General features: G+C 72.8%; 21 protein-coding genes. 5 read left to right on the forward strand and 16 right to left on the reverse strand.

Annotated features, from left to right (window positions below; all coding sequences use genetic code 11):
• Positions 1–30 precede the first annotated feature (30 nt).
• Positions 31–945, forward strand: a complete 915-nt coding sequence (locus VKA29_RS17650) for a LysR family transcriptional regulator (RefSeq protein ID WP_324786792.1) — start codon at positions 31–33, stop codon at positions 943–945.
• Positions 946–960: 15 nt separating this feature from the next.
• On the opposite strand, the gene VKA29_RS17655 is transcribed toward VKA29_RS17650, so the two are convergent.
• Positions 961–1,824, reverse strand: coding sequence for an aminoglycoside phosphotransferase family protein (locus VKA29_RS17655; protein ID WP_324786793.1), 864 nt, complete (start codon positions 1,822–1,824; stop codon positions 961–963).
• A gap of 294 nt (positions 1,825–2,118) precedes the next feature.
• The gene (locus VKA29_RS17660) at positions 2,119–4,395 is read right to left on the reverse strand and encodes an MMPL family transporter (RefSeq protein ID WP_324786794.1); all 2,277 of its coding nucleotides are present in this window, start codon (positions 4,393–4,395) and stop codon (positions 2,119–2,121) included.
• Between the two features lie 291 nt (positions 4,396–4,686).
• Here VKA29_RS17660 and VKA29_RS17665 point away from each other — a divergent pair, with 291 nt between their 5' ends.
• The 3 genes from VKA29_RS17665 (at position 4,687) to VKA29_RS17675 (ending at position 6,604) form a co-directional block, all read left to right on the forward strand.
• The gene (locus tag VKA29_RS17665) at positions 4,687–5,241 is read left to right on the forward strand and encodes a DUF1697 domain-containing protein (RefSeq protein WP_324786795.1); all 555 of its coding nucleotides are present in this window, start codon (positions 4,687–4,689) and stop codon (positions 5,239–5,241) included.
• 69 nt (positions 5,242–5,310) lie between these two features.
• Positions 5,311–5,931, forward strand: coding sequence for a TIGR03086 family metal-binding protein (locus VKA29_RS17670; RefSeq protein WP_324786796.1), 621 nt, complete (start codon positions 5,311–5,313; stop codon positions 5,929–5,931).
• A 55-nt stretch (positions 5,932–5,986) separates the two neighbouring features.
• The gene (locus tag VKA29_RS17675; protein ID WP_324786797.1) at positions 5,987–6,604 is read left to right on the forward strand and encodes a DsbA family protein; all 618 of its coding nucleotides are present in this window, start codon (positions 5,987–5,989) and stop codon (positions 6,602–6,604) included.
• Positions 6,605–6,707: 103 nt separating this feature from the next.
• On the opposite strand, the gene VKA29_RS17680 is transcribed toward VKA29_RS17675, so the two are convergent.
• The 12 genes from VKA29_RS17680 to VKA29_RS17735 all read right to left on the reverse strand — a co-directional run bounded on the left by VKA29_RS17680 (position 6,708) and on the right by VKA29_RS17735 (position 16,826).
• Positions 6,708–7,445 carry a sirohydrochlorin chelatase gene (locus VKA29_RS17680; protein WP_324786798.1) on the reverse strand — a complete coding sequence of 246 codons (738 nt, stop codon included), beginning with the start codon at positions 7,443–7,445 and terminating at the stop codon, positions 6,708–6,710.
• A 6-nt stretch (positions 7,446–7,451) separates the two neighbouring features.
• The gene (locus VKA29_RS17685) at positions 7,452–8,330 is read right to left on the reverse strand and encodes an ABC transporter permease (RefSeq protein WP_324786799.1); all 879 of its coding nucleotides are present in this window, start codon (positions 8,328–8,330) and stop codon (positions 7,452–7,454) included.
• Positions 8,317–9,126: an ABC transporter ATP-binding protein gene (locus VKA29_RS17690; protein WP_324786800.1), complete on the reverse strand. Its 810-nt coding sequence runs from the start codon at positions 9,124–9,126 to the stop codon at positions 8,317–8,319. Before VKA29_RS17690 ends, VKA29_RS17685 begins: the two co-directional genes overlap by 14 nt.
• 10 nt (positions 9,127–9,136) lie before the next feature.
• Positions 9,137–10,240 (reverse strand): aliphatic sulfonate ABC transporter substrate-binding protein, encoded by a 1,104-nt coding sequence (locus VKA29_RS17695; RefSeq protein WP_324786802.1) that lies wholly within the window; start codon positions 10,238–10,240, stop codon positions 9,137–9,139.
• A gap of 221 nt (positions 10,241–10,461) precedes the next feature.
• Entirely contained in the window at positions 10,462–11,796 is a 1,335-nt protein-coding gene (locus VKA29_RS17700) for a sulfate adenylyltransferase subunit 1 (protein ID WP_324786804.1), read from the reverse strand.
• Between the two features lie 2 nt (positions 11,797–11,798).
• Positions 11,799–12,737 carry a sulfate adenylyltransferase subunit CysD gene (gene cysD / locus VKA29_RS17705; RefSeq protein WP_324786805.1) on the reverse strand — a complete coding sequence of 313 codons (939 nt, stop codon included), beginning with the start codon at positions 12,735–12,737 and terminating at the stop codon, positions 11,799–11,801.
• Positions 12,734–13,303, reverse strand: a complete 570-nt coding sequence (cysC, locus tag VKA29_RS17710) for an adenylyl-sulfate kinase (RefSeq protein ID WP_324786806.1) — start codon at positions 13,301–13,303, stop codon at positions 12,734–12,736. Before cysC ends, cysD begins: the two co-directional genes overlap by 4 nt.
• On the reverse strand, positions 13,300–14,010 hold the full coding sequence (locus VKA29_RS17715) for a phosphoadenylyl-sulfate reductase (protein ID WP_324786807.1): 711 nt from the start codon (positions 14,008–14,010) through the stop codon (positions 13,300–13,302). The genes cysC and VKA29_RS17715 overlap by 4 nt, the downstream gene beginning before the upstream one ends.
• Entirely contained in the window at positions 14,007–14,186 is a 180-nt protein-coding gene (locus VKA29_RS17720; RefSeq protein WP_324786808.1) for a hypothetical protein, read from the reverse strand. The genes VKA29_RS17715 and VKA29_RS17720 overlap by 4 nt, the downstream gene beginning before the upstream one ends.
• Positions 14,183–15,880 (reverse strand): nitrite/sulfite reductase, encoded by a 1,698-nt coding sequence (locus VKA29_RS17725; RefSeq protein ID WP_324786809.1) that lies wholly within the window; start codon positions 15,878–15,880, stop codon positions 14,183–14,185. The genes VKA29_RS17720 and VKA29_RS17725 overlap by 4 nt, the downstream gene beginning before the upstream one ends.
• A gap of 161 nt (positions 15,881–16,041) precedes the next feature.
• Positions 16,042–16,125 (reverse strand): putative leader peptide, encoded by an 84-nt coding sequence (locus VKA29_RS17730; protein WP_310739661.1) that lies wholly within the window; start codon positions 16,123–16,125, stop codon positions 16,042–16,044.
• Between the two features lie 128 nt (positions 16,126–16,253).
• Positions 16,254–16,826, reverse strand: coding sequence for a GNAT family N-acetyltransferase (locus VKA29_RS17735; RefSeq protein ID WP_324786810.1), 573 nt, complete (start codon positions 16,824–16,826; stop codon positions 16,254–16,256).
• 497 nt (positions 16,827–17,323) lie between these two features.
• On the opposite strand from VKA29_RS17735, the gene VKA29_RS17740 reads away from it, so the two are divergent.
• The gene (locus tag VKA29_RS17740; RefSeq protein WP_324786811.1) at positions 17,324–17,578 is read left to right on the forward strand and encodes a hypothetical protein; all 255 of its coding nucleotides are present in this window, start codon (positions 17,324–17,326) and stop codon (positions 17,576–17,578) included.
• A 70-nt stretch (positions 17,579–17,648) separates the two neighbouring features.
• On the opposite strand, the gene VKA29_RS17745 is transcribed toward VKA29_RS17740, so the two are convergent.
• Both VKA29_RS17745 and VKA29_RS17750 read right to left on the reverse strand, forming a co-directional pair.
• Positions 17,649–18,929, reverse strand: a complete 1,281-nt coding sequence (locus VKA29_RS17745; protein ID WP_324786812.1) for a hypothetical protein — start codon at positions 18,927–18,929, stop codon at positions 17,649–17,651.
• Between the two features lie 678 nt (positions 18,930–19,607).
• Positions 19,608–20,909 (reverse strand): helix-turn-helix domain-containing protein, encoded by a 1,302-nt coding sequence (locus tag VKA29_RS17750; RefSeq protein ID WP_324786813.1) that lies wholly within the window; start codon positions 20,907–20,909, stop codon positions 19,608–19,610.
• Positions 20,910–20,913 lie beyond the last annotated feature (4 nt).

Raw genomic sequence — 20,913 nt, forward strand, 5'->3', positions numbered from 1 at the left:
GTTCTACATCGTGGGCCTACACTTGCCGCCATGGACGAACGGCAGCTGCGGATCCTGCGGGAGCTCGGCGAACTGGGCAGTGTCACGGCGGTCGCCGACGCGCTGCTGGTGACCCCGTCGGCGATCTCGCAGCAACTGCGGCTGCTGCAGCGGGCGATCCCCGTGCCGCTGACCGAGCGCCAGGGCCGGCGGCTGGTGCTCACCGACGCCGGGCAGGCGCTGGCGGGCGCGGCGGCCGAGGTGGAGACCGCGCTCGCGCGGGCCCGGCACACCGTGGAGGAGTTCGTCGCCCGGCCGGACGCGGAGGTGTCGGTGGCGGCGTTCCACAGCGCGGGCTCCGCGTTCTTCCCGCCGCTGCTGCGCGCGCTCGCCGGGCCGGGCGGTCCGGTGCCGCGGCTGGCCGACGAGGACGTCCCGCAGGAGGACTTCCCCCGGCTCACCCGGGACTACGACCTCGTCCTCGCCCACCGTCTGGAGCACGCTCCGCCGTGGCCGGGCACGGTGTCCGCGACCACACTGCTGCGCGAGCCGCTGGACGTGGCGATGCCCGCCGGGCACCCGCTGGCCGCGAAGGCCGGCGTCACCCCGCACGACGTGGCCGACGAGCCGTGGATCACCGTGCACGACGGCTTCCCGGTGATGGCGACCGTCGAGGCGATCGCCGCCGCGGCCGGACGGCGGCTGCGACTGGTCCACCGCATCAACGAGTTCGCGGTGGTCGCCGAGGCGGTGGCGGCCGGCGGCGGCATCGCGCTGATGCCGCGCTGGACCACCCGCCCGCATCCCGCGCTGGTCCTCAGACCGCTCGCCGGAGTGCGGGCGCGACGCCACATCGACGTGCTGTACCGGCCCGAACGCACGGCCCGCACGGCGGTCCGCACGGTCCTGGCGGAGCTTCGCCGCGCCGCCGACACCATCCAGGAACGGGACGCCGACGCCTGCTAGCTGTCGCTCAGGCGCTCAGAACGGGTACCACCGCACCGTCTCGTCCCCGTCCCGCAGCGACGCCACCCGCCGCCGGAACTCGGCCAGCGCCTTCGGGTTGCCCGGCGCGTGCTGGGCGACCCACGCGCAGCTCGCCGTCTCCCGCGCGCCGCGCAGCACCGAGCAGCCGTCCCACTCGCGCACGTCCCAGCCGTAGGCCTCGGTGAAGGAGTCGTAGGCCTCGGCGGGCAGCCCGTAGCGGTCGCGGGACAGGGCCAGGACCACCAGGTCGTGCTCCCGCAGGTCGGCGGAGAAGGTCTCCAGGTCGACCAGGACCGGGCCGTCCGGGCCGACGTGCACGTTGCGGGGGAGCGCGTCCCCGTGGATGGGGCCGGGCGGCAGGTGCGGCGTGAGGGCGGCCGCGGCCGCCGCGAAACCGTCGCGGCGCTCGCGCAGATACGCCGCGTCCGCCGGGTCGACGGCGTCCCCCGCGAGCCGCAGCCAGCGTTCCACGCCGCCCAGCAGCTCGCGCGGCGGCAGGGCGAACGGCGGGGCGGGCAGGGCGTGCACGATCCGCAGCAGCCCGGCCAGGTCCCGGGGCTCTGCGGGCCGTACGGCGTCGGGCAGCCGGTGCCACACGGTCACCGGGTGCCCCGCCACGAGCAGCGGCTCGGGCCGCGCCGCCCGCACCGCCGGCACGCACGCCCCGGCGAGCCACAGCGCGACGTCCAGTTCCCGGCGCGCCCGGTCCAGGAGTTCGGCGTCCCGGCCCACCTTGACGACGAGGTCACCGGCGGCGAACACCGCGTTCTCGCCCAGGGCGAGCAGCCGCGCCTCCCCCGCCGGGCCGGGCAGCACCCCTGCCGCGGCCAGTACCTCCCGCGCCCGTGCCTCGTCCAATGTCCGCCTCCGTGTCTCGTCCCTGTGGGGCGTCGTACGCCCGCCGCGGACGGCCCGGAACTCCCGCCGCCCGTCGGCCAGTGTCGCATCCGCCCAGGTCGGGCCGTACGCGCGCCCGGGTCGGGCCGTACGCGCGCCTGGGTCGGGCCGTACGCGCGCCCGGGTCGGGCCGTACGCGCGCGCCCGGGTCGGGCCGTACGCGCGCCCGGGGAAACGGCGCGGGCCCGTCGGCCCCCGGGGAGGGGAGTCCGACGGGCCCGCGGTTCCGGCTGTGCCGGGTGGGACCGGACGGGATCAGACGGTCACCGGCTCGCCCTCGTCGTCGCGCGTGCCGTGCGTACCGTGCGTGTCGTGCACGACCGCCTCCGCCGACTCGTCGTGCGTGAGGTCGGGCAGCCGGTGCATCCAGCGCGGCAGGTACCAGTTGCGCTCGCCGAGCAGCGCCATCACCGCCGGGAGCAGCACGCCGCGGATGACCGTCGCGTCGATCAGCACCGCGGCCGCGAGGCCCACGCCCATCTGCTTCATGGACTGCATGGACAGCGTGCCGAAGATCGCGAAGACGGCGACCATGATGACCGCGGCGCTGGTGACGACGCCGGCCGTGGTGACCACCCCGTGCCGGATCGCGTCCTCCGTCGTACGGCCGCGCAGGCGCGCCTCGCGGATCCGGGACACCACGAACACGTGGTAGTCCATCGACAGTCCGAACAGGATGACGAACAGGAACAGCGGCAGCCAGGTGATGATGGCGCCGACGCCCTCCGCGCCGACCAGGGAGGCGCCCCAGCCGTGCTGGAAGACGGCGACGAGGATGCCGTACGCGGCGCCCACCGACAGCAGGTTGAGCACGATCGAGGTGATCGCGATCGTCAGCGAGCGGAACGACAGCAGCATCAGCGCGAAGGCGAAGACCACCACGAACGCGAACACCGGGATGACCGCGCCGGCGAGCTGGTCGTTGAAGTCGTGCGAGCCGGCGACCTGTCCGGTGATCGGCGCCTGGACGCCGTCGACCTTGCCGAGGGTGGCCGGCCGCACCTCGTCGCGCAGCTTCTCCAGGCTCGCCCCGGCCTTGTCCAGGTCGGAGCCGCCGACCAGCGGGACGTACACGTAGGCGACGTTCTGCGCGTCGTGCAGCGTGATCTGCACGGGGCCGCGCGAGGCGCCCGAGCTGATCGCCCGGTCGCGGAACGCGGCGAGCGCGTCCTTCACCTCGGGGGCGTTGATGTCCTTCGCCTTGACGACCACCTCGGCCGGCTCCGAGCCGCCCGGGAAGGCGTCGTTGACCCGGTTGTACGTCTGCACGATCGGCAGCGAGTCGCCGAACTCCTGGTTCAGCGTGAGGTTCTGGGTCTTCATGCCGACCGCGGGAGCCGCGATCGCCAGCAGCGCGCCCGCCGCCACCAGCACGGACACCAGCGGCCTGGCGAGCACCCCGCGCAGCACCGCCGTCCAGAACCGGCTGCCCCCGTCGCCGCGGCTGGCACGGCGCCGCATGGCCTTGTGCAGGAAGGGGATGCGCCCCTTCTCCACCCGCTCGCCCAGCAGCGACAGGAGCGCGGGCAGCACGGTGACCGAACCGACCATGGCGACCGCCACCACCATCAGCGACGCCAGGCCCATCGCCTCGAACTCGGCGAGACCGGTGAACAGCATGCCCGCCATCGCCACGCACACCGTGACACCGGAGACGACGATCGCCCGGCCGCTGGTGGCGGCGGCGACCCTGAGGGCCGTCTGCGCGTCCCGCCCGGCGGCGCGCTCCTCACGCTCGCGGCGCAGGTAGAACAGGCAGTAGTCGACGCCGACCGCCAGACCCACCAGCAGCATCACGGAGTTGGCGGTGTCGCTCATCGGCTGCAGATGGCTGACGACGCCCATCAGGCCCATCGTCGCGATGATCGCGGTGATCGCCAGCGCGACCGGCAGCAGCGCGGCCACGAGGGCGCCGAACGCGATGAGCAGAATGCCGAGGGCCACGGGCACCGCCGAGTACTCGGCCTTCTGGAAGTCGTCCCCGAACGCGTCGTCGAACGTCTTCATCATGCTGGCGCCGCCGATCTCCTCGATCCGCAGCGTCTCGTGGTCCTTCTGGACCCCCGCGACGGCCTTGAGCACCGGCTCCACGCGCTCGCCCGCGGTCTCGGAGTCGCCGCGCATGTCGAACTGCACCAGCGCGCTGCGGCCGTCCCGGGAGATGGTGCGCGTGTCGTACGGGGACTTCACGTCCGTGACCTTGCCGGTGGCCTCGACGGCCTCGACGACCGACGCGACCGCGGCCCTGAACTCGGCGTCCGTGGCCTTGAGTCCGCCCCCCTCGGCCTGGATCAGGACCGTCTCACCGGCCGGCTCCACGATCCCGGCGTCCTCGACTATCTTCGCGGCGGTGTGCGTCTCGCCGCTCAGCTGGTCGCTGTCCTTGACGTCGACACGGCCCGCCGCCGAACCGAGCCCCATCGCCAGGACGACGAACAGCACCCAGATGCCGACGGCCGCCCAGCGGTGCCGGGCGCTCCAGCCGCCGGCCCGGGCGGCGAACCCCCGTACCTGCGCCTCTCGGTTCTTCATGACGGGCCTGCCCCTTCGTACGCGGTGGCAGCTCCTTGCCGCCCCCTTCCGTAACGACGGTATGGGCCGCATAAGGACATCTCGTCGTACTGCCCGGTGAAGTGCCGGGGCCCCGGGTCATCCGTCCGGACACCGTGCCCTCACCACTGGGGAGGATGGCGACCCCCTACATTCACCGGTTCTCCTAGGGGACGGCGATCAGGGAGACGGGCCGCGACCCGGCCGCCGTCCGCCGGTCCCGCCCCTTGCGGAGGCGGCGTCGGGCTCTCAGGGTGGCCTTAGGGTGGGCCGATGGCGACGACGTATGCGGCACTGTTGCGCGGGGTCAACGTGGGGTCCGCGCGGAAGGTCCCGATGGCCGAGCTGCGCGCGGTCGTGGAGAGCCTCGGGCACGACCGCGTGCGGACCTATCTGCAGAGCGGCCAGGCCGTCTTCACGGCCGGCCACGGCGACGAGGAGTCCCTGGCCGCCGAGCTCGCGCGGGCGATCGAGCAGCGCTTCGGGTTCGGCGTCGACGTCATCGTGCGCGACCACGCCTATCTGCGGGCGGTCGCCGCGGCCTGCCCGTTCCCCGCCGCCGACCTGGAGCCCAAGCAGCTCCACGTCACCTACTTCTCCGCGCCGGTGGACGAGGAGCGGTTCGCCGCGCTCGACCGGGGCGCCTACCTGCCGGAGGAGTTCCGGCTCGGCGACCGCGCGCTGTACCTGTACGCGCCCGACGGCCTCGGCCGCTCCAAGCTCGCCGGACACCTCGCGAAGCCGCGGATCACCGACGGCGTCGTCGCCACGACCCGCAACTGGAACACCGTGCTGAAGCTGGCGGAACTCACCGCCGTGGCCCTGTGAGCGGGTCCCCCGGGGCGGGTGTCGCGTTTGTTCAAGAGTCCTCGGCGGGCTTTCCCTAGCGTGGTGTGCATGACGCACGACGACCTGACCCCCGGAACCGACGAGATTCACGCTCACCTGGCCGAATGCGCCGCCGAGGCCGCCCGTATCGCGCGCGGCGTCCCGGCGGACCGGCTGAGCGAACCCACCCACTGCCCCGACTGGGACGTCCGGGCGCTGGTCAACCACTGGGTCCTCTACACCTCCCACGGCCTGGAGCACCGCGCGCTGCGCAAGGAGCTCCCCGAGGAGCTGACCTCCCGCGACTTCACCGCGGAGCCCGGCTGGGCCGAGGCGTACGCCGACCGGCTGCAGCGCGCCGTCGCGGCCTGGGCCGACCCCGCGGCCTGGCAGGGCGAGATCGATCTCGGCATGGCGAAGGTGGCCGCCGTCGACATCGCCTCCCTGGTCGTCAAGGAGATGGCGGTGCACGGCTGGGACGTCGCCACCGTCACCGGCCAGGAACTGCGCATCTCGCCCGGGGCGGCCCGCTTCGTGCTCGACGTGGTCGAGAAACACGGCGACCTCTACCGGCAGTACGACGGCTTCGCCGATCCGGTGCCGGTGCCCGGGGACGCGCCCGCATTCGACCGCGCGCTCGCCGCCGGCGGACGCGACCCGCGCCTGTCCCGCACCGCATTGGGCCGGTGAGACGGCGTCCGATTGGATCGAGACGCTGTACCACCTGGCGGCTAGCGTCGAGGGCATGACGAACGGATCACCCACCCGCGTCGACTTCTGGTTCGACCCCGCCTGCCCCTTCGCCTGGATCACCTCGCGCTGGCTGCTGGAGGTCGAGCGGGAACGCCCGCTCGACCTCCGCTTCCACGTGATGAGCCTCTACCTGCACAACACCGGCAACGAGCTGCCCGACTGGTACCGCGACCTGGTCGACCGGTCGATCGGCCCGGTCCGGGTCGCCGTCGCCGCCGCCGAACGGCACGGCGAGAAGATCCTGCGCGACCTGTACACCGCGCTCGGCACCCGCATCCACGAACGCGCGGCCGGCGACTTCGACGCCGTGACCGCCGAGGCGCTCGCCGAACTCGGACTCGACGCCGGCCTCGCCGCCGCCGCGCACGACCCGTCGTACGACGAGGCGGTGCGCCGCAGCCACCGGGCGGGCGCCGAGCCGGAGTCGGGCGGCTACGTCGGCACGCCGACCGTGCACGTCGACGGCACGGTGTGGTTCGGACCGGTGCTGCGGGCGGTTCCGCGCGGGGCACGGGCGGCCGAACTCTTCGACAGCTTCCGCGTCCTGGCCACCCACCCGGACTTCTTCGAACTCAAGCGCACCCGCACCGGCGCCCTGTCCTTCGACTAGCGCCCCGAAGAGGTACCGGGAACCGCGCGACCGGCCACGACGGCGCGGCAGACGAACGAGGCCCGTACCGGCGCGGTGATTCCCGGCGAACCCGGCGGAGCGCTCAGGCGCCGACAGCCGCCGCCAGCGGCACCCGCGCCGCGTCGTACCGCTCCAGCAGCAGCCGCGCCACCTCGGGCGCCGGGCCGAGCACGTCGGCGAGGACGTCCGCCTCCGCCGCGCCCCGCGCGATGCGGTCCGGCAGGAAACCCGGGGCCAGGACGTACGGGGCGACCGCCACCCGGGAGCAGCCCAGCGCCCGCAGCTCGCGCACCGCGTCCTCGGTGCGGGGCAGTGCCGCGGAGGCGAACGCAGGCCGCACGGCGCACCAACCGGTGTGCCGCCACTCCCGCGCGATATCAGCGATCACTGCGATCGCCTCCGGGTCCGAGGACCCCGCCGAGGCCAGCACGACCCCGGTCGAGGACTTGTCGGCGGGCGTCAGTCCCGCCTCCGACAGCCGCCGCTCCAGGGCGGACAGCAGCAGCGGCGACGGGCCGAGCACGTCCGCCTGACGGATCCGCAGCCGCGGTGGCGCGGCCCTGAGGACCGCCGGGATGTCCGCCTTGGCGTGGAAGGCACGCGTCAGCAGCAGCGGGAGGGCCACCACGTCACGGACGCCCTGAGCCGCCAGGGACTCCAGCACCCCGTGCACGGACGGGACGTTGAAGTCCAGGAAGCCGGTCTCCACGCGCAGCCCCGGCCGCAGCGACCGCACCCGCCCGACGAGGGCGTGCACGGTCGCGGCGTGCCGTGGGTCGCGGCTGCCGTGGGCGACGACGAGAAGGACCGGTCGGGACATGGCGGTTCAGCCCTTCACCAGCAGGCCGCGGCTGCGCAGCACCCACCGCTCCAGCGGGCTGAAGACGAGCAGGTCGATGGCGATGCCGACGAACAGGATGAGCAGGATCGCCTCGAACACCATCGCCATGTCGCTGGCGTTGCGGCCGTTCTCCAGCAACTGGCCCAGTCCGACGCCGAGATCGGGGAAGGAGGCGATGATCTCCGCGGCCATCAGCGAGCGCCACGAGAACGCCCACCCCTGCTTCAGGCCCGCCACATAGCCGGGCAGCGCGGCCGGCAGGGTGATGTGCCAGGTGCCCTTCACGCCCGTGGCGCCCATGGTGCGGCCCGCCCGCAGGAACAGCGGCGGCACCTGGTCGACACCCGACACCAGGCCGTTGGCGATGGACGGCACCGCGCCGAGCAGGATCACCGCGTACATCATCGAGTTGTTCAGGCCCAGCCAGATCACGGTCGGCGGTACCCACGCCACGGACGGCAGCGACTGCAGCCCGGACAGGATCGGCCCGAGCGCCGCCCGCACGAACTTCACCCGCGCCACCAGCAGCCCCAGCGGGGTGCCGATCAGCAGCGCGAAGAAGAAGCCCAGCAGGCCGCGCGAGACGCTGGTCCAGATGTAGCCGAGCAGCGTGCCCTCCAGCCAGGCCTGCTCGAACTGGCCGCCCACGGCGGAGGGGGAGGGCAGCCTGCTGGGGTCGTCGACGATGCCGAAGAGGAACTGCCAGGCCACCAGGACCACCGCGATCGCGACGACCGGCGGCACGATCTTGTCGACGACGGTCTGCCGCAGCGGGGTCCGGCCGGTGGCCGTGGTCTCCAGCGCGTCGAGGCCCGCCTCGACGCTGCCGGTGTCCTGGGCCGTCGTCGTCTCAGTGCTGGCCATGGCGGCGGATCTCCCCACGCAGTACTTCGGTGATCTCGAGGGACAGTTCCGCCACGGGAGCGTCCTCGATGCGGCGCGGCTGCGGGATGCCGACGCGCCACTCGCGGGCGATGCGGCCCGGCCGGGACGACAGCAGCACGACGCGCTGGGCGAGCCGTACCGCCTCGCGCACGTTGTGCGTGACGAACAGGACCGACAGCCCGGTCTCCTGCCAGATGCGGGTCAGTTCGTCGTGCAGCACGTCCCGGGTGATGGCGTCCAGCGCCGCGAACGGCTCGTCCATCAGCAGCAGGCTGCTCTCCTGGGCCAGCGCGCGGGCCATCGCCACCCGCTGCCGCATGCCGCCCGACAGTTCGTGCACGCGCTTGCCGTAGGCGCCCTTGAGCCGGACGAGTTCGAGCAGCTCCTCGGCCCTGCCGCGCCGCTCGGGCTTGGGAACTCCCCTGAGCTTCAGGGCGAGTTCGATGTTCTTGCCCGCGGTCAGCCACGGGAAGAGGGCGTGCTCCTGGAACATCAGCGCCGGACGGCCGTCCGTCGTGATGGTGCCGGCGGTCGGCTCGTCGAGGCCCGCCACCAGGTTCAGCAGCGTGGACTTGCCGCAGCCCGAGGCACCCAGGAGGGTGACGAACTCGCCCGGCGCGACATCGATGCTGATGTCGTCCAGGACCAGCTGCTGCCCGCCCGGCCCCGTGAAGGACTTCGAGACGTGCTCAAGGCGCGCCGCGTGGTCGACGGTCTCGTCGGCCTTGACGAGGGTCGTGGTCGTGGCCATGGTCGTCACCTCCTGGATACTCATCGGACTTGCCTCAGCCGGTGCCGAGACCGGCGTCGTCGACCGTGCTCGCGCCCTCGGCCTTCAGGACCTTGTTCAGGAGCGTGAGGTCGTAGATGCCCTTCAGGTCGGGCTTCTCCAGCAGGCCGGCCTTGACCGCGTGCGCCGCCTCGGTGTTCAGGGTGGCGGCCAGCGGGTCGTCGGTGATCCGGATCGACTCCCACGCCGGGTCGAGGACGGCGGCCGGGAGGGCCTTGCCGGAGTCGGCCTCCAGCTGCTTGTTCGCCGCGGCCTTCGCCTTGTCCGGGTTGGCGGCGATCCACTTGTTGGTCTCGACCGACGCCTTCAGGACCGCCTCGACGGCCTTCGGGTGCTTCTCGAGGAAGCTCTGCCGCACGATGATGTTGGTGATCACGAACTTCTTGTCCGGCCACAGCGTCGCCTCGTCCAGCAGCACCTTGCCGCCCTCGGCGACCAGCTTCGACGCGGTCGGCTCCGGCACCCAGGCGCCGTCGACGGAACCGGCCTCGAACGCGTCCGGCGTCACCTTGTTGTCGCTGCGGACGACCGTGACGTCGCCCTTGCCGCTCTGCGCGTCGACCTTCCAGCCCTGGTCGGCGATCCAGTTGAGGAACGCCACGTCCTGCGTGTTGCCCAGCTGCGGGGTGGCGATCTTCTTGCCCTTGACGTCCTTCAGGGACGTGACCTTCTTCGGGTTCACGACCAGCTTCACGCCGCCGGACGCCGAACCGCCGATGATCCTCAGGCTCTTGCCGTTCGACTTGGTCCAGCCGTTGATCGCCGGGGACGGGCCGATCCAGCCGATGTCGATGGAGCCGGAGTTGAGGGCCTCGATCTCGGACGGGCCGGCGTTGAAGGTGGCGTATTCGGCCTTGGTGGCGCCGAGTTCCTTCTGGAAGATGCCCTGCCGGCGGCCGACCAGTGCGGTGGCGTGGGTCAGGTTGCCGAAGTAGCCGATCCTGACGGAGTCGAGGCCGTCGGTCTTCTCGGCGCCGGCGGCGACCTTCGCGGTGTCGTCGTCCTTGGCCTGGGACCCGTAGCCGCAGGCGGCGAGGGCGAGCAGGGGGAGGACGGCCATGACCGCGAAGCGGCGGCGGACGGCATGGGTGGCAGGCACGGGAGGGGTTCCTCTCGTCGGCCCGGCGGTCACGTACCTCAGGTCGTGGCCGGGAGGTCGGCAGGTCTGCGTCTACGGCGGTGGGGGGTGCGGGCGCGCGTGCGGTGCGCGTACGTCAGCGCACACATCGCGTCACTCCGCCCTGCCCGCTGCCGAGGTCGCCGCTGCCGACGCGGCCGCCCTCCTTGGCGAACGTGGACCAGTAGTCGGTGGCCGTCATGTCAGAAGTCCCACCCGTCGTCCTCGGGCTCGTCCTTGACGGGCTCCGGAGAGGCGAACGACTCGCCGACCATGCCGGCGGTGAGGGTGGTGCCGTCGCTGGGGTCGATCAGGATGAACGAGCCGGTGCGGCGGGAGTCGGCGTAGGAGTCGACCGGCAGCGGCTCGGCGGTGCGGATCTTGACCCGGCCGATGTCGTTGGCGACGAGCCGCCCCGGGTGCGGGTGCAGCGACAGGTCGTCGAGGGTGAGCCGGGACGGGATGTCCTTGACGATCGCCTTGACCGTGCGGGTGCCGTGCTTGAGCAGCACCCGGTGGCCGACGGTCAGCGGGGCGTCGGCGACGTGGCAGACGGTCGCCTCGATGTCCTGCGTGGTCGGCGGGGCGTCCTTGGTGGGCACGATCAGGTCGCCGCGCGAGATGTCGATGTCGTCCTCCAGCAGGAGGGTCACCGACTGGGTGGTCCAGGCGACGTCGACCGGCCTGCCCAGCAGGTCGATGCCGGAGACCCGCGAGGTGCGGCCCGAGGGCAGCACGGTGACCCGCTCGCCGACCCGGAAGGAACCGGCGGCGATCTGGCCCGCGTAGCCGCGGTAGTCGGGGTGCTCGGCGGTCTGCGGCCGGATCACGTACTGCACGGGCAGCCGGGCGTGGCAGTGGCTGAGGTCGTGGCTGACCGGGACCGTCTCCAGGTGCTCCAGCACGGTCGGGCCGCCGTACCAGTCCATGTTCGAGGACGGCTCCACGACGTTGTCCCCGGCGAGCGCGGAGATCGGGATCGCGGTGACCTCCGGGACGCCCAGCTCGGTCGCGTACGCCGTGAACTCCTCGGCGATCGCGGCGAACACCGGCTCCCGGTGGTCGACCAGGTCCATCTTGTTGACGGCGAGGACGACGTGCGGGACGCGCAGCAGCGCGGCGATCGCGGCGTGCCGGCGGGTCTGCTCGACGACGCCGTTGCGGGCGTCGACCAGGATCACCGTCAGCTCGGCGGTGGAGGCGCCGGTGACCATGTTGCGGGTGTACTGCACGTGCCCGGGGGTGTCGGCGAGGATGAACCGGCGGCGCGCGGTGGCGAAGTAGCGGTAGGCGACGTCGATGGTGATGCCCTGCTCGCGCTCGGCGCGCAGGCCGTCCGTCAGCAGCGCCAGGTCGGGACCGTCCTGGCCGCGGCTCGCGGAGGCGCGCTCCACGGCCTCCAGCTGGTCGGTGAGGATCGACTTGGAGTCGTGCAGCAGCCGTCCGACGAGCGTGGACTTGCCGTCGTCGACGGAGCCGGCGGTGGCGAACCGCAGCAGCGTGGTGGCCGAGAGTTCCTCGGTCGTGATCGTGCTCATGATTAGAAGTACCCCTCGCGCTTGCGGTCTTCCATCGCGGCCTCGGAGAGCTTGTCGTCGGCGCGGGTGGCGCCGCGCTCGGTCAGCCGGGAGGCGGCGATCTCGGCGATCACGGCGTCCAGCGTGGTCGCGTCCGAGTCGACGGCGCCGGTGCAGGACATGTCACCGACCGTGCGGTAGCGCACCCGCCGCTTCTCCACGGTCTCGCCCGCCTTCGGCCCGCCCCACTCGCCGGCCGTCAGCCACATGCCGGCCCGCCGGAACACCTCGCGCTCGTGGGCGAAGTAGATCTCCGGCAGCTCGATGCCCTCGCGGGCGATGTACTGCCACACGTCCAGCTCGGTCCAGTTGGACAGCGGGAAGACGCGGACGTGCTCGCCGGGCGCGTGGCGGCCGTTGTAGAGGTTCCACAGCTCGGGGCGCTGGCGGCGCGGGTCCCACTGGGAGAACTCGTCGCGCAGCGAGAACACCCGCTCCTTGGCGCGGGCCTTCTCCTCGTCGCGGCGCCCGCCGCCGAAGACCGCGTCGAACCGCTCGCCCTGGATCTTCTCCGTCAGCGGCAGCGTCTGCAGCGGGTTGCGGGTGCCGTCGGGGCGCTCCTTGAGGACACCCCGGTCGATGTATTCCTGCACGGACGCCACGTGCAGCCGCAGGTTGTGCCGGGTGACCGTGCGGTCCCGGTACTCCAGCACCTCGGGGAAGTTGTGCCCGGTGTCCACGTGCAGCAGCGAGAACGGCACCGGCGCCGGCGCGAACGCCTTCAGCGCCAGGTGCAGCATGACGATGGAGTCCTTGCCGCCGGAGAACAGGATCACCGGCCGCTCGAACTCGCCCGCCACCTCCCGGAAGATGTGCACCGCCTCGGACTCCAGCGCGTCGAGGTGGGAGAGCGCGTACGGGCTGTCCGTGTCCTCCGCCACGGTGGCGACGGTCGTCGTCATGCCAGTCCCCTTTCGGTGAGCAGCGCGTGCACCGCGGCCGCGGACTCCTGGACGGTCTGGTGCTGCGACTCGATGCGCAGGTCGGGCGTCTCCGGCTCCTCGTAGGGGTCGTCGACCCCGGTGAGACCGGACAGTTCGCCGGCCGCCTGCTTGGCGTACAGGCCCTTCACGTCACGGACGGAGCACACCTCGACCGGGGTCGCCACGTGCACCTCGACGTACGGCGCCCCGCTGTCCTGGTGGCGCTTGCGGACGGCTTCGCGGCTGTCGGCGTACGGTGCGATCACCGGGACGAGCGCCTTCACGCCGTTGCGGGCGAGGAGTTCGGCGACGAAGCCGATGCGCTGCACGTTGGTGTGCCGGTCCTCGCGGCTGAAGCCGAGGCCCGCCGAGATGAACTCGCGGATCTCGTCGCCGTCCAGCACCTCGACGCGGTGGCCCTCCTCGCGCAGCCGGGCGGCCAGCTCGTACGCGATGGTGGTCTTGCCGGCGCTCGGCAGACCCGTGAGCCAGACGGTGGCTCCGGTGGTCACGTGGTTCTCCTGGGTCTCGGTGGTCGTCGTCATGCGTGCAGCCCGCACTCCGTCTTGGCACGGCCGGCCCAACGGCCGGCCCGCGCGTCCTCGCCCGCCAGGACCCGGCGGGTGCAGGGCGCGCAGCCGACGGAGGCGTAACCGTCCATCAGCAGCGGGTTGGTGAGGACGCCGTGTTCGGCGACGTAGGCGTCCACGTCGTCCTGGGTCCAGCGGGCGATCGGGGAGATCTTGACCTTCCGCCGCTTCTCGTCCCAGCCGACGACCGGAGTGTTCGCGCGGGTCGGGGACTCGTCGCGGCGCAGACCGGTCGCCCACGCCAGGTAGCCGCGCAGGCCCTCCTCCAGCGGCCGCACCTTGCGCAGCTCGCAGCACAGGTCGGGGTCGCGGTCGTGCAGCTTCGGGCCGTACTCGGCGTCCTGTTCGGCGACCGTCTGCCGCGGCGTGATCGTGATGACGTCGACGTCCATCACGGCCTCGACCGCGTCGCGGGTGCCGATGGTCTCCGGGAAGTGGTAGCCGGTGTCGAGGAACACGACGTCCACGCCGGGCAGGGCGCGGGAGGCGAGGTGGGCGACCACCGCGTCCTCCATCGAGGAGGTCACGCAGAAGCGCTTGCCGAAGTTCTCGGCGGCCCACTGGAGGATCTCCAGCGCGGAGGCGTCCTCCAGGTCCCGGCCCGCCTGCTCGGCCAGCGCCTTCAAGTCCTCTGCCGTCGGGTCTTCCTGAATCGTCGTCATGTCCGCTCTCCCCCTGCGTCGTCGTGCTGGAGGCCCCGGGCGAGCAGCCCGAGGAACTTCAGCCGGAAGGCCCGGTTGCACGCCGCGCACTCCCAGGCCCCGTGGCTCTCTTCGTTCGGGCGGAGGTCCTCGTCGCCGCAGTAGGGGCAGTAGAACGGTGCGGCCCGCTCGCTCACGACAGTGCCTCCTCGGAAGCGCGGGCGGCCCAGGCGGCGAAGCGCTCGCCGTCCTCGCGTTCGGCCTGGAACCGCTTCAGCACGCGCTCGATGTAGTCCGGCAGTTCGTCGGCGGTGACCTTCAGGCCGCGCACCTTCCGGCCGAACCCGGCCTCCAGGCCGAGCGCGCCGCCGAGGTGCACCTGGTAACCCTCGACCTGCTCGCCCTTGTCGTCGAGGACGAGCTGGCCCTTGAGACCGATGTCCGCCACCTGGATACGGGCGCAGGCGTTCGGGCAGCCGTTGAGGTTGATGGTGATGGGCTGGTCGAACTCCGGGAGGCGGCGCTCCAGTTCGTCGATCAGCGAGCTGCCGCGCTGCTTGGTCTCGACGATGGCGAGCTTGCAGAACTCGATGCCGGTGCAGGCCATGGTGCCGCGCCGGAAGGAGGACGGCCGGGCGGTGAGGTCCAGCGCCTCCAGGCCCTCGACGAGCGAGTCGACCTGCTCCTGCTCGACGTCGAGGACGATCATCTTCTGCTCGACGGTGGTGCGGACCCGGCCGGAGCCGTGCGCCTCGGCGAGGTCGGCGACCTTCGTCAGGGTGGCGCCGTCGACGCGGCCGACGCGCGGGGCGAAGCCGACGTAGTAGCGGCCGTCCTTCTGCCGGTGCACGCCGATGTGGTCGCGCCACTGCTGGAGGGGCTGCTCGGGGGCGGGACCGTCGGTCAGCCTGCGGTGCAGGTACTCGTCCTCCAGCACCCGGCGGAACTTCTCCGGCCCCCAGTCGGCGACCAGGAACTTGAGGCGGGCGCGGTTGCGCAGCCGCCGGTAACCGTAGTCGCGGAAGATGGACAGCACGCCCTCGTAGACGTCCGGGACGTCCTCCAGCGCCACCCAAGTGCCCAGCCGAACGCCCAGTTTGGGGTTGGTGGACAGGCCGCCGCCGACCCACAGGTCGAAGCCGGGGCCGTGCTCGGGGTGGAGTACGCCGACGAACGCCACGTCGTTGATCTCGTGGACCACGTCCAGCACGGGCGAGCCGGAGATGGCCGTCTTGAACTTCCGCGGCAGGTTCGAGTACGCCTTGTTGCCCAGCACGCGGCGCTTCATCTCCTCCAGCGCGGGCGTGCCGTCGATGATCTCGTCCTCGGCGATGCCGGCGACGGGGGAGCCGATCATCACGCGCGGGGTGTCGCCGCAGGCGGTGACCGTGGACAGGCCCACGCCCTCCAGCCGGTTCCAGATCTCGGGGACGTCCTCGATGCGGATCCAGTGGTACTGGACGTTCTGCCGGTCGGTGATGTCGGCGGTGCCGCGCGCGAACTCCTGCGAGACCTCGCCGATGACACGCAGCTGCTGCGTGGTCAGAGCGCCGCCGTCGATGCGCACGCGCAGCATGAAGTACTCGTCGTCCAGCTCCTCCGGCTCCAGGACCGCGGTCTTGCCGCCGTCGATCCCGGGCTTGCGCTGGGTGTACAGGCCCCACCAACGCATGCGCCCACGCAGGTCGTTGGGATCGATCGAGTCGAACCCCCGCTTGGAGTAGATCGTCTCAATGCGTGTCCGCACATTGAGACCGTCGTCGTCCCTCTTGAACTGCTCGTTGCCGTTGAGCGGGGTGTGGTGCCCGGCGGCCCACTGACCCTCACCGCGGTGACGGCTCACCTTGCGGCGGACAGGCGCGGCGGCAGGGTTCTGTGGGGTGGCGGCCATGGTTGACACGTCCTTCGGGACAGGCGGGAAAGCGGCTCTGATCTGCGCATACACGCGCATGGGCATACGTGTGCGCCGTCGGCGCGACGATGCGCCGACGAGGTCGGAGAACTCCGTTGAGACCCGGTGAGATCCGGGGAAGTCGGGCGGTGCTGGGGCTGTCAGCTCGCCGGACAGATGGCGCTGGACATGCGGCCGAGGTCGACGTGCCGCCGACTCACCAAGGCAATTCCAGTTCCAGGCATGACGGAAGCCTGGCATGGAGATCTGGACACAGTCCAGCTTTATCCATCATGCGGACACCCTTGTCTCGCACTGCGGGACAAGGGTGTCGCTGGTCACATGGCTGGGAAACGGCCTGTGTACGCGCAGGTCAGCCGGTGAAGGCGCCGGGCCACGGGCCGGGGGCGGCCACCTCCGGCTCCTCCTCGACCTTGGTGTCGAACAGCCGGAATCCGCGGCGCAGGTAGTTGTCCATGGCGTGCTCGCCGTCCTTGCTGCAGGTGTGCAGCCACACCCGCTTGGTGTGCGCGAGCCCCGGCCAGCGGTCGGCGAGGTCCCACGCGCGCGCGGCGCCGTGGGACAGGAGGTGACCGCCGATGCGGCGGCCCCGGAAGGCGGGGATCAGGCCGAAGTAGGCGATCTCCACGACCCCGTCGTCCTGCGGCTCCAGCTCCACGTAGCCCGCCGGGGTGCCCCGGTCGTAGGCCACCCACGTCTCCACGCCCGGCAGGCCGAGCTGCTGCTCCCACCGGGCGTACGTCCAGCCGAGGCGGTCGGTCCAGCGGATGTCGCCGCCGACGGAGGCGTACAGGAAGCGGCTGAACTCGGGGCAGGGGACCTCGGAGCGGACGATACGGACGTCCCCGTCGGGGACCGCGGCGGGGAGCAGGTCCGTCGGGGCGGTCTGCTCCAGGGACCAGGTGGTCACGGGCATGGTGGTCATGCCCGCCAGGGAACCATCCGTTCCGGGGATCTGTCGATTCGTCCCCGGCGGGGGAGCGGGCGGCGACGGCCGGGCCGGAGTGGCCGCTTCCCCCGGGGCGGAGCGGCTTCGAGTCCGAGGCCCTGACCGGGCACCGCAGGAACGCGGAACGCCATCCGCCCGAACCACCGCACCACGGCCCCCCGTTGCGCCTCACGGCCGTCGAACACATCAAGCAGCACGGCCCTTCGTCTCGCGCGCAGCCTGCTGACCCGGCCGGCCGGAGCTGACCGCGGTCGGCCGGCGAACGAGCGCATCGGGGTGCGGGACGAGCTGAGATGCGCCGGGTGCGGCTCCGGTATTGAATGAGGGCAGGGCGCCGCGCCAGGCGCCGAGGGGCGCCCTGCGCACTGACGGAAGTGCCCGGGCGATGTCCCGAGGATTCCCGGCTCTCTCGCCGGATCAGCATTCGACCACCGGGCGTCGTTTCGTGTGCCCGGCCGACATACGGAGGAGACATGGCCACGTACAGCACCGAGATCCAGTGGGGTGGCGCGGAAGGGCAGTGGCACGCGGATACCGACCTGCGTCTCGACATCATCAACCGCAAACAGATCGTCGACGCGCCTCCCGCCGAGGGAACCCAGATCTCGTGGTCGGGCCCCATGGGGAACGGCAGCGTCACGTTCTTCGACGGCGGTTCCCGGTTCCAGGGGACGGCGCAGTTCCCCGATGAGGGTCCGGTCGGGTACCGAGGCACGCTCAAGAGCTGACCCCCGGCCCCGCCGGTTCCTCCGCAGCCTCCGTCGCCGACGGAGGCTGCGGAGGAACGGACGGGCCCTGTCAGCCCAGGGATCCGTCGACGGAGGTCAGCGGCAGGGCGAACAGGACCCGTCCCGACTGGGACCACAGCTCGCCGGTCTCCGCCCAGTAGGACAGGGGGCCGGCCTGCGGACTCCAGCAGTGCCGGCTCTCGTCGGAGCCGCACCGGGTGGCCTTCGCGCCGTCGGTGTCCTGCCGCCACAGCGTGCCGTGCCCGTCCGGGCTGTCGGCGCCCCGGCTGAGGAACCAGGCGGAACGGTACGCCAGTACGCCCCGGACGCCGGTCTCCTTCGTCTCGTAGGCCTGGTCCACGTCCGCCCGGCCGGTGCCGTCGGTGGCCAGCAGCCCGGCGCGGTCCTGGGCCGTGCTGAAGGCGTAGCGCCACAGGCGTGTGGCGCGGTCGCTGCCCGCGGGCACCCGCTCGCCGGCGACCAGGCTGTCGGGCGCGGTGCTGCGGTCGAGGGCGAGGGCGGCGCCGCGCAGGGCGCCCGCGGCACCGGCCGCGCCGGTGGGCCGGTAGGAGCCCACGGCGGGCAGCACGTACCGGGCTCCGTACGCCGACCAGCCGCCGCGCACCCGGCCGGCCGTGCCGCCGTCGACGGTGGCCCGCTGGATGCGGTGCATGTCGTAGACGTAGACGCCGTCGACGGCGGTGACCAGCAGCTTGCCCTGGTACCAGACCATGCCGGTGACGGGGGAGGCCAGGCCCCGGTAGTCGCGGCCGCCGTCCGTCGGGACCGCCAGCAGCGCCCAGGCGTAGGTGAGGTGGTCGGGGTCGCCGGCGTCGACGAAGGCGACCCGTGCGACGCCGGGTCGCTCCGCGCGGCCGGTGTCGTGCGACCAGCCGGACAGCAGCACCCGGTCCGCACCCCAGTGACCGTCGTCGTCCGCGTCCCCGGAGCTGGTCACCGCGCCGGCCCGCCAGCCGCGCGTGTCGGCGGCGTCCCAGCAGTACGCGCGGGTGGCCGCCGGTTCGACGGGCAGGGCCGTGCGCTCCTCGGACGTACAGTCGTCCGCGGAGCGCAGGGCCCGGTCGGCGTCGTCGAGGACGGCGCGCACGCCGACGGGCCTGCCCATCGCGGAGGCGAGCCGGTCGAGCGTGCGCCGCGGCACGAGGTGCTCCGTCAGGCGCGGTCCGGTGGACGCCGCCAGCGGTCTGAGGGCGCCCGGATCGTGCGAGACCGTGGCCTGCGAGGCGCTGATCATGGTGGCGGCGGCGGTGAGCGCGAGGGCGGTCCCGGCCAGGAAAGCGCGCAGCGCTGTGCCGCGCTTGCGCCTGCGGTGCCTGCCACGCTGCTTCATCGAACCTCCCGAGACGGGCCAACTGCGCCCGTTGATCCGTACGTTGCTCCAGGAGCAGCTGGGGTGGCCCGAGGCACGATGCTACGGCAGCCGGTACCGCTCGCGGACGAAGACCCCGCAATTGCGCGGAACTCTTGACCCGCGACGGCCGGGACGGTCACCCTTCCGCGCTGGGCGCCGCGCCGCGCCGTCGCCGGTCGCCGTGTCGGCGCTGGTCGCCGTGCCGCGCCGTTGCCGGTCGCCGTGGTCGTCGTGTGCCCGTGGTCGTCGGTCGCCGTGGTCGTCGTGCGCTCGCGGTCGTCGGTCGCCGTGGTCGTCGTGCGCTCGCGGGCGTCGGTCGCCGTGGTCGTCGTGGTCGTCGTGCGCTCGCGGTCGTCGTACGCTCGCCGGTCGCCGGTCGCCGGTCGCCGGTCGCCGGTCGCCGGTCGCCGGTCGCCGGTCGCCGGTCGCCGGTCGCCGTGGTCGCGGGGCGGCGGGGAGGAGGGACACCGCCCTCCGCGGCCGCCGCGGGAACGGCGGGCCCGATCGGCCCGCGCGGCGGCGCGCCCGTGGGGCGGCCCGGCGTGCCGCGCCGGTTCACCCGCCCGTGGGACGGCCCGCCGGCCCGCGCCGGCCGGTGTCGTCGCGGTGCGAGGCGGTGCGGGTGTCAGGCGGTGCGGGAGCCAGGCGGTGCGGGTGTCAGGCGGTGGGGGCCGGGGCGGTCGTGCGGTGGCGGGCGATCGTGCGGGCGGTGGAGTGGGGGAGCAGGTCCAGCGGGTCGCCGGGGAGCACCAGTTGCACCTCCGCGTCCTCGCAGAAACGATACGGCCGATGCTCCAGCAGCGCTCCGAGGTAGCGGCGCACCCGGGACATCTCCGCGCGGACGGTCACCGTCCGGGCCGGGTCGCCGAACACGTCCTCGGCCAGCGAAGCCGCGCTGCGGCCCGCCGGGTCGAGGGCGAGCAGGTACAGCAACTCGGCGTGCCGCGGACTCAGTTCACGGCTCCAGGAGCCCGCGCCGCCGGTCACCGTCACCGACCAGCGGCGCGGCTGGGCGAGGTCGAGCACGACCTGGGTGGCACCCCACGGAGCAGGCCCGTCCCCGTCCACGGCCCCGATCAGCCAGCCCCCGGCCAGCGGCTCCACCGAGCACAGGCCGAGCGGAGGCAGCCACCGGCGCCCCGGCGACAGGGACCTGGGGAGCGCGATCCGGTTCGTGTACGGCATCCCGGTCACCGCGGCCGTCCAGCCGTCCTGGTCCACCGCCACCGCCCGGCCGCCCATTCTGGCCAGCAGCGGCGCCGCCACCGACCGCAGCCGCTCCAGCGAGGCCAGGTGCAGCTCGCGCAGCCGCGCCTCGGCCAGCTTGGCCACCGAGTCGACCCAGGCCAGCGTGGCCGGATGCATCGTCTCCAGCGGCCCGCTGATGTCCACGACGCCGATCAGGCGACCGTCGCGCGGGTCCGTGATCGGGGCGCCGGTACAGGTCCAGGTGGTCAGGGAGCGCACGAAGTGCTCGGCGGCGAACACCTGCACCGGCCGGCGCACCACCGCCGGGGTGCCGATGCCGTTGGTGCCGACGACCCCCTCGCCCCAGTCGGCGCCCACTTCGAAACCGAGCCCGTCGGCCTTGCGCAGCACCGGCGCGCTGCCCTCCCGCCACAGCACCCGTCCCTCGTCGTCGGCGACCACCATGATGTGGTGGGCGGCGTCGGCGACCGACACCAGCCCTTCCCTGAGCACCGGCATGACGTGTCGCAGCGCCGTGGACTCCCGCCGCCGCCGCACCTCCTCCGGGGACAGCAGCCCCGACCGGCGGTCGCGCTCGGGATCGACGCCCCGGCGCATCATCCGGGCCCAGGACTGCCCGATCACCGGCCGCGGCGGGACGGGGGCCCGCTGCCCGGAGATCGCGGCGGAGCGGACCTCGCTCAGCACCCGCGCCGCACGTGCCGCGTCGACCGCGGCGAGCTGCGTCACATCCGTCGGCGACAGCGCCACTGAT

The sequence above is a fragment of the Streptomyces sp. H51 genome, assembly GCF_035656535.1.
Lineage (GTDB): Bacteria > Actinomycetota > Actinomycetes > Streptomycetales > Streptomycetaceae > Streptomyces.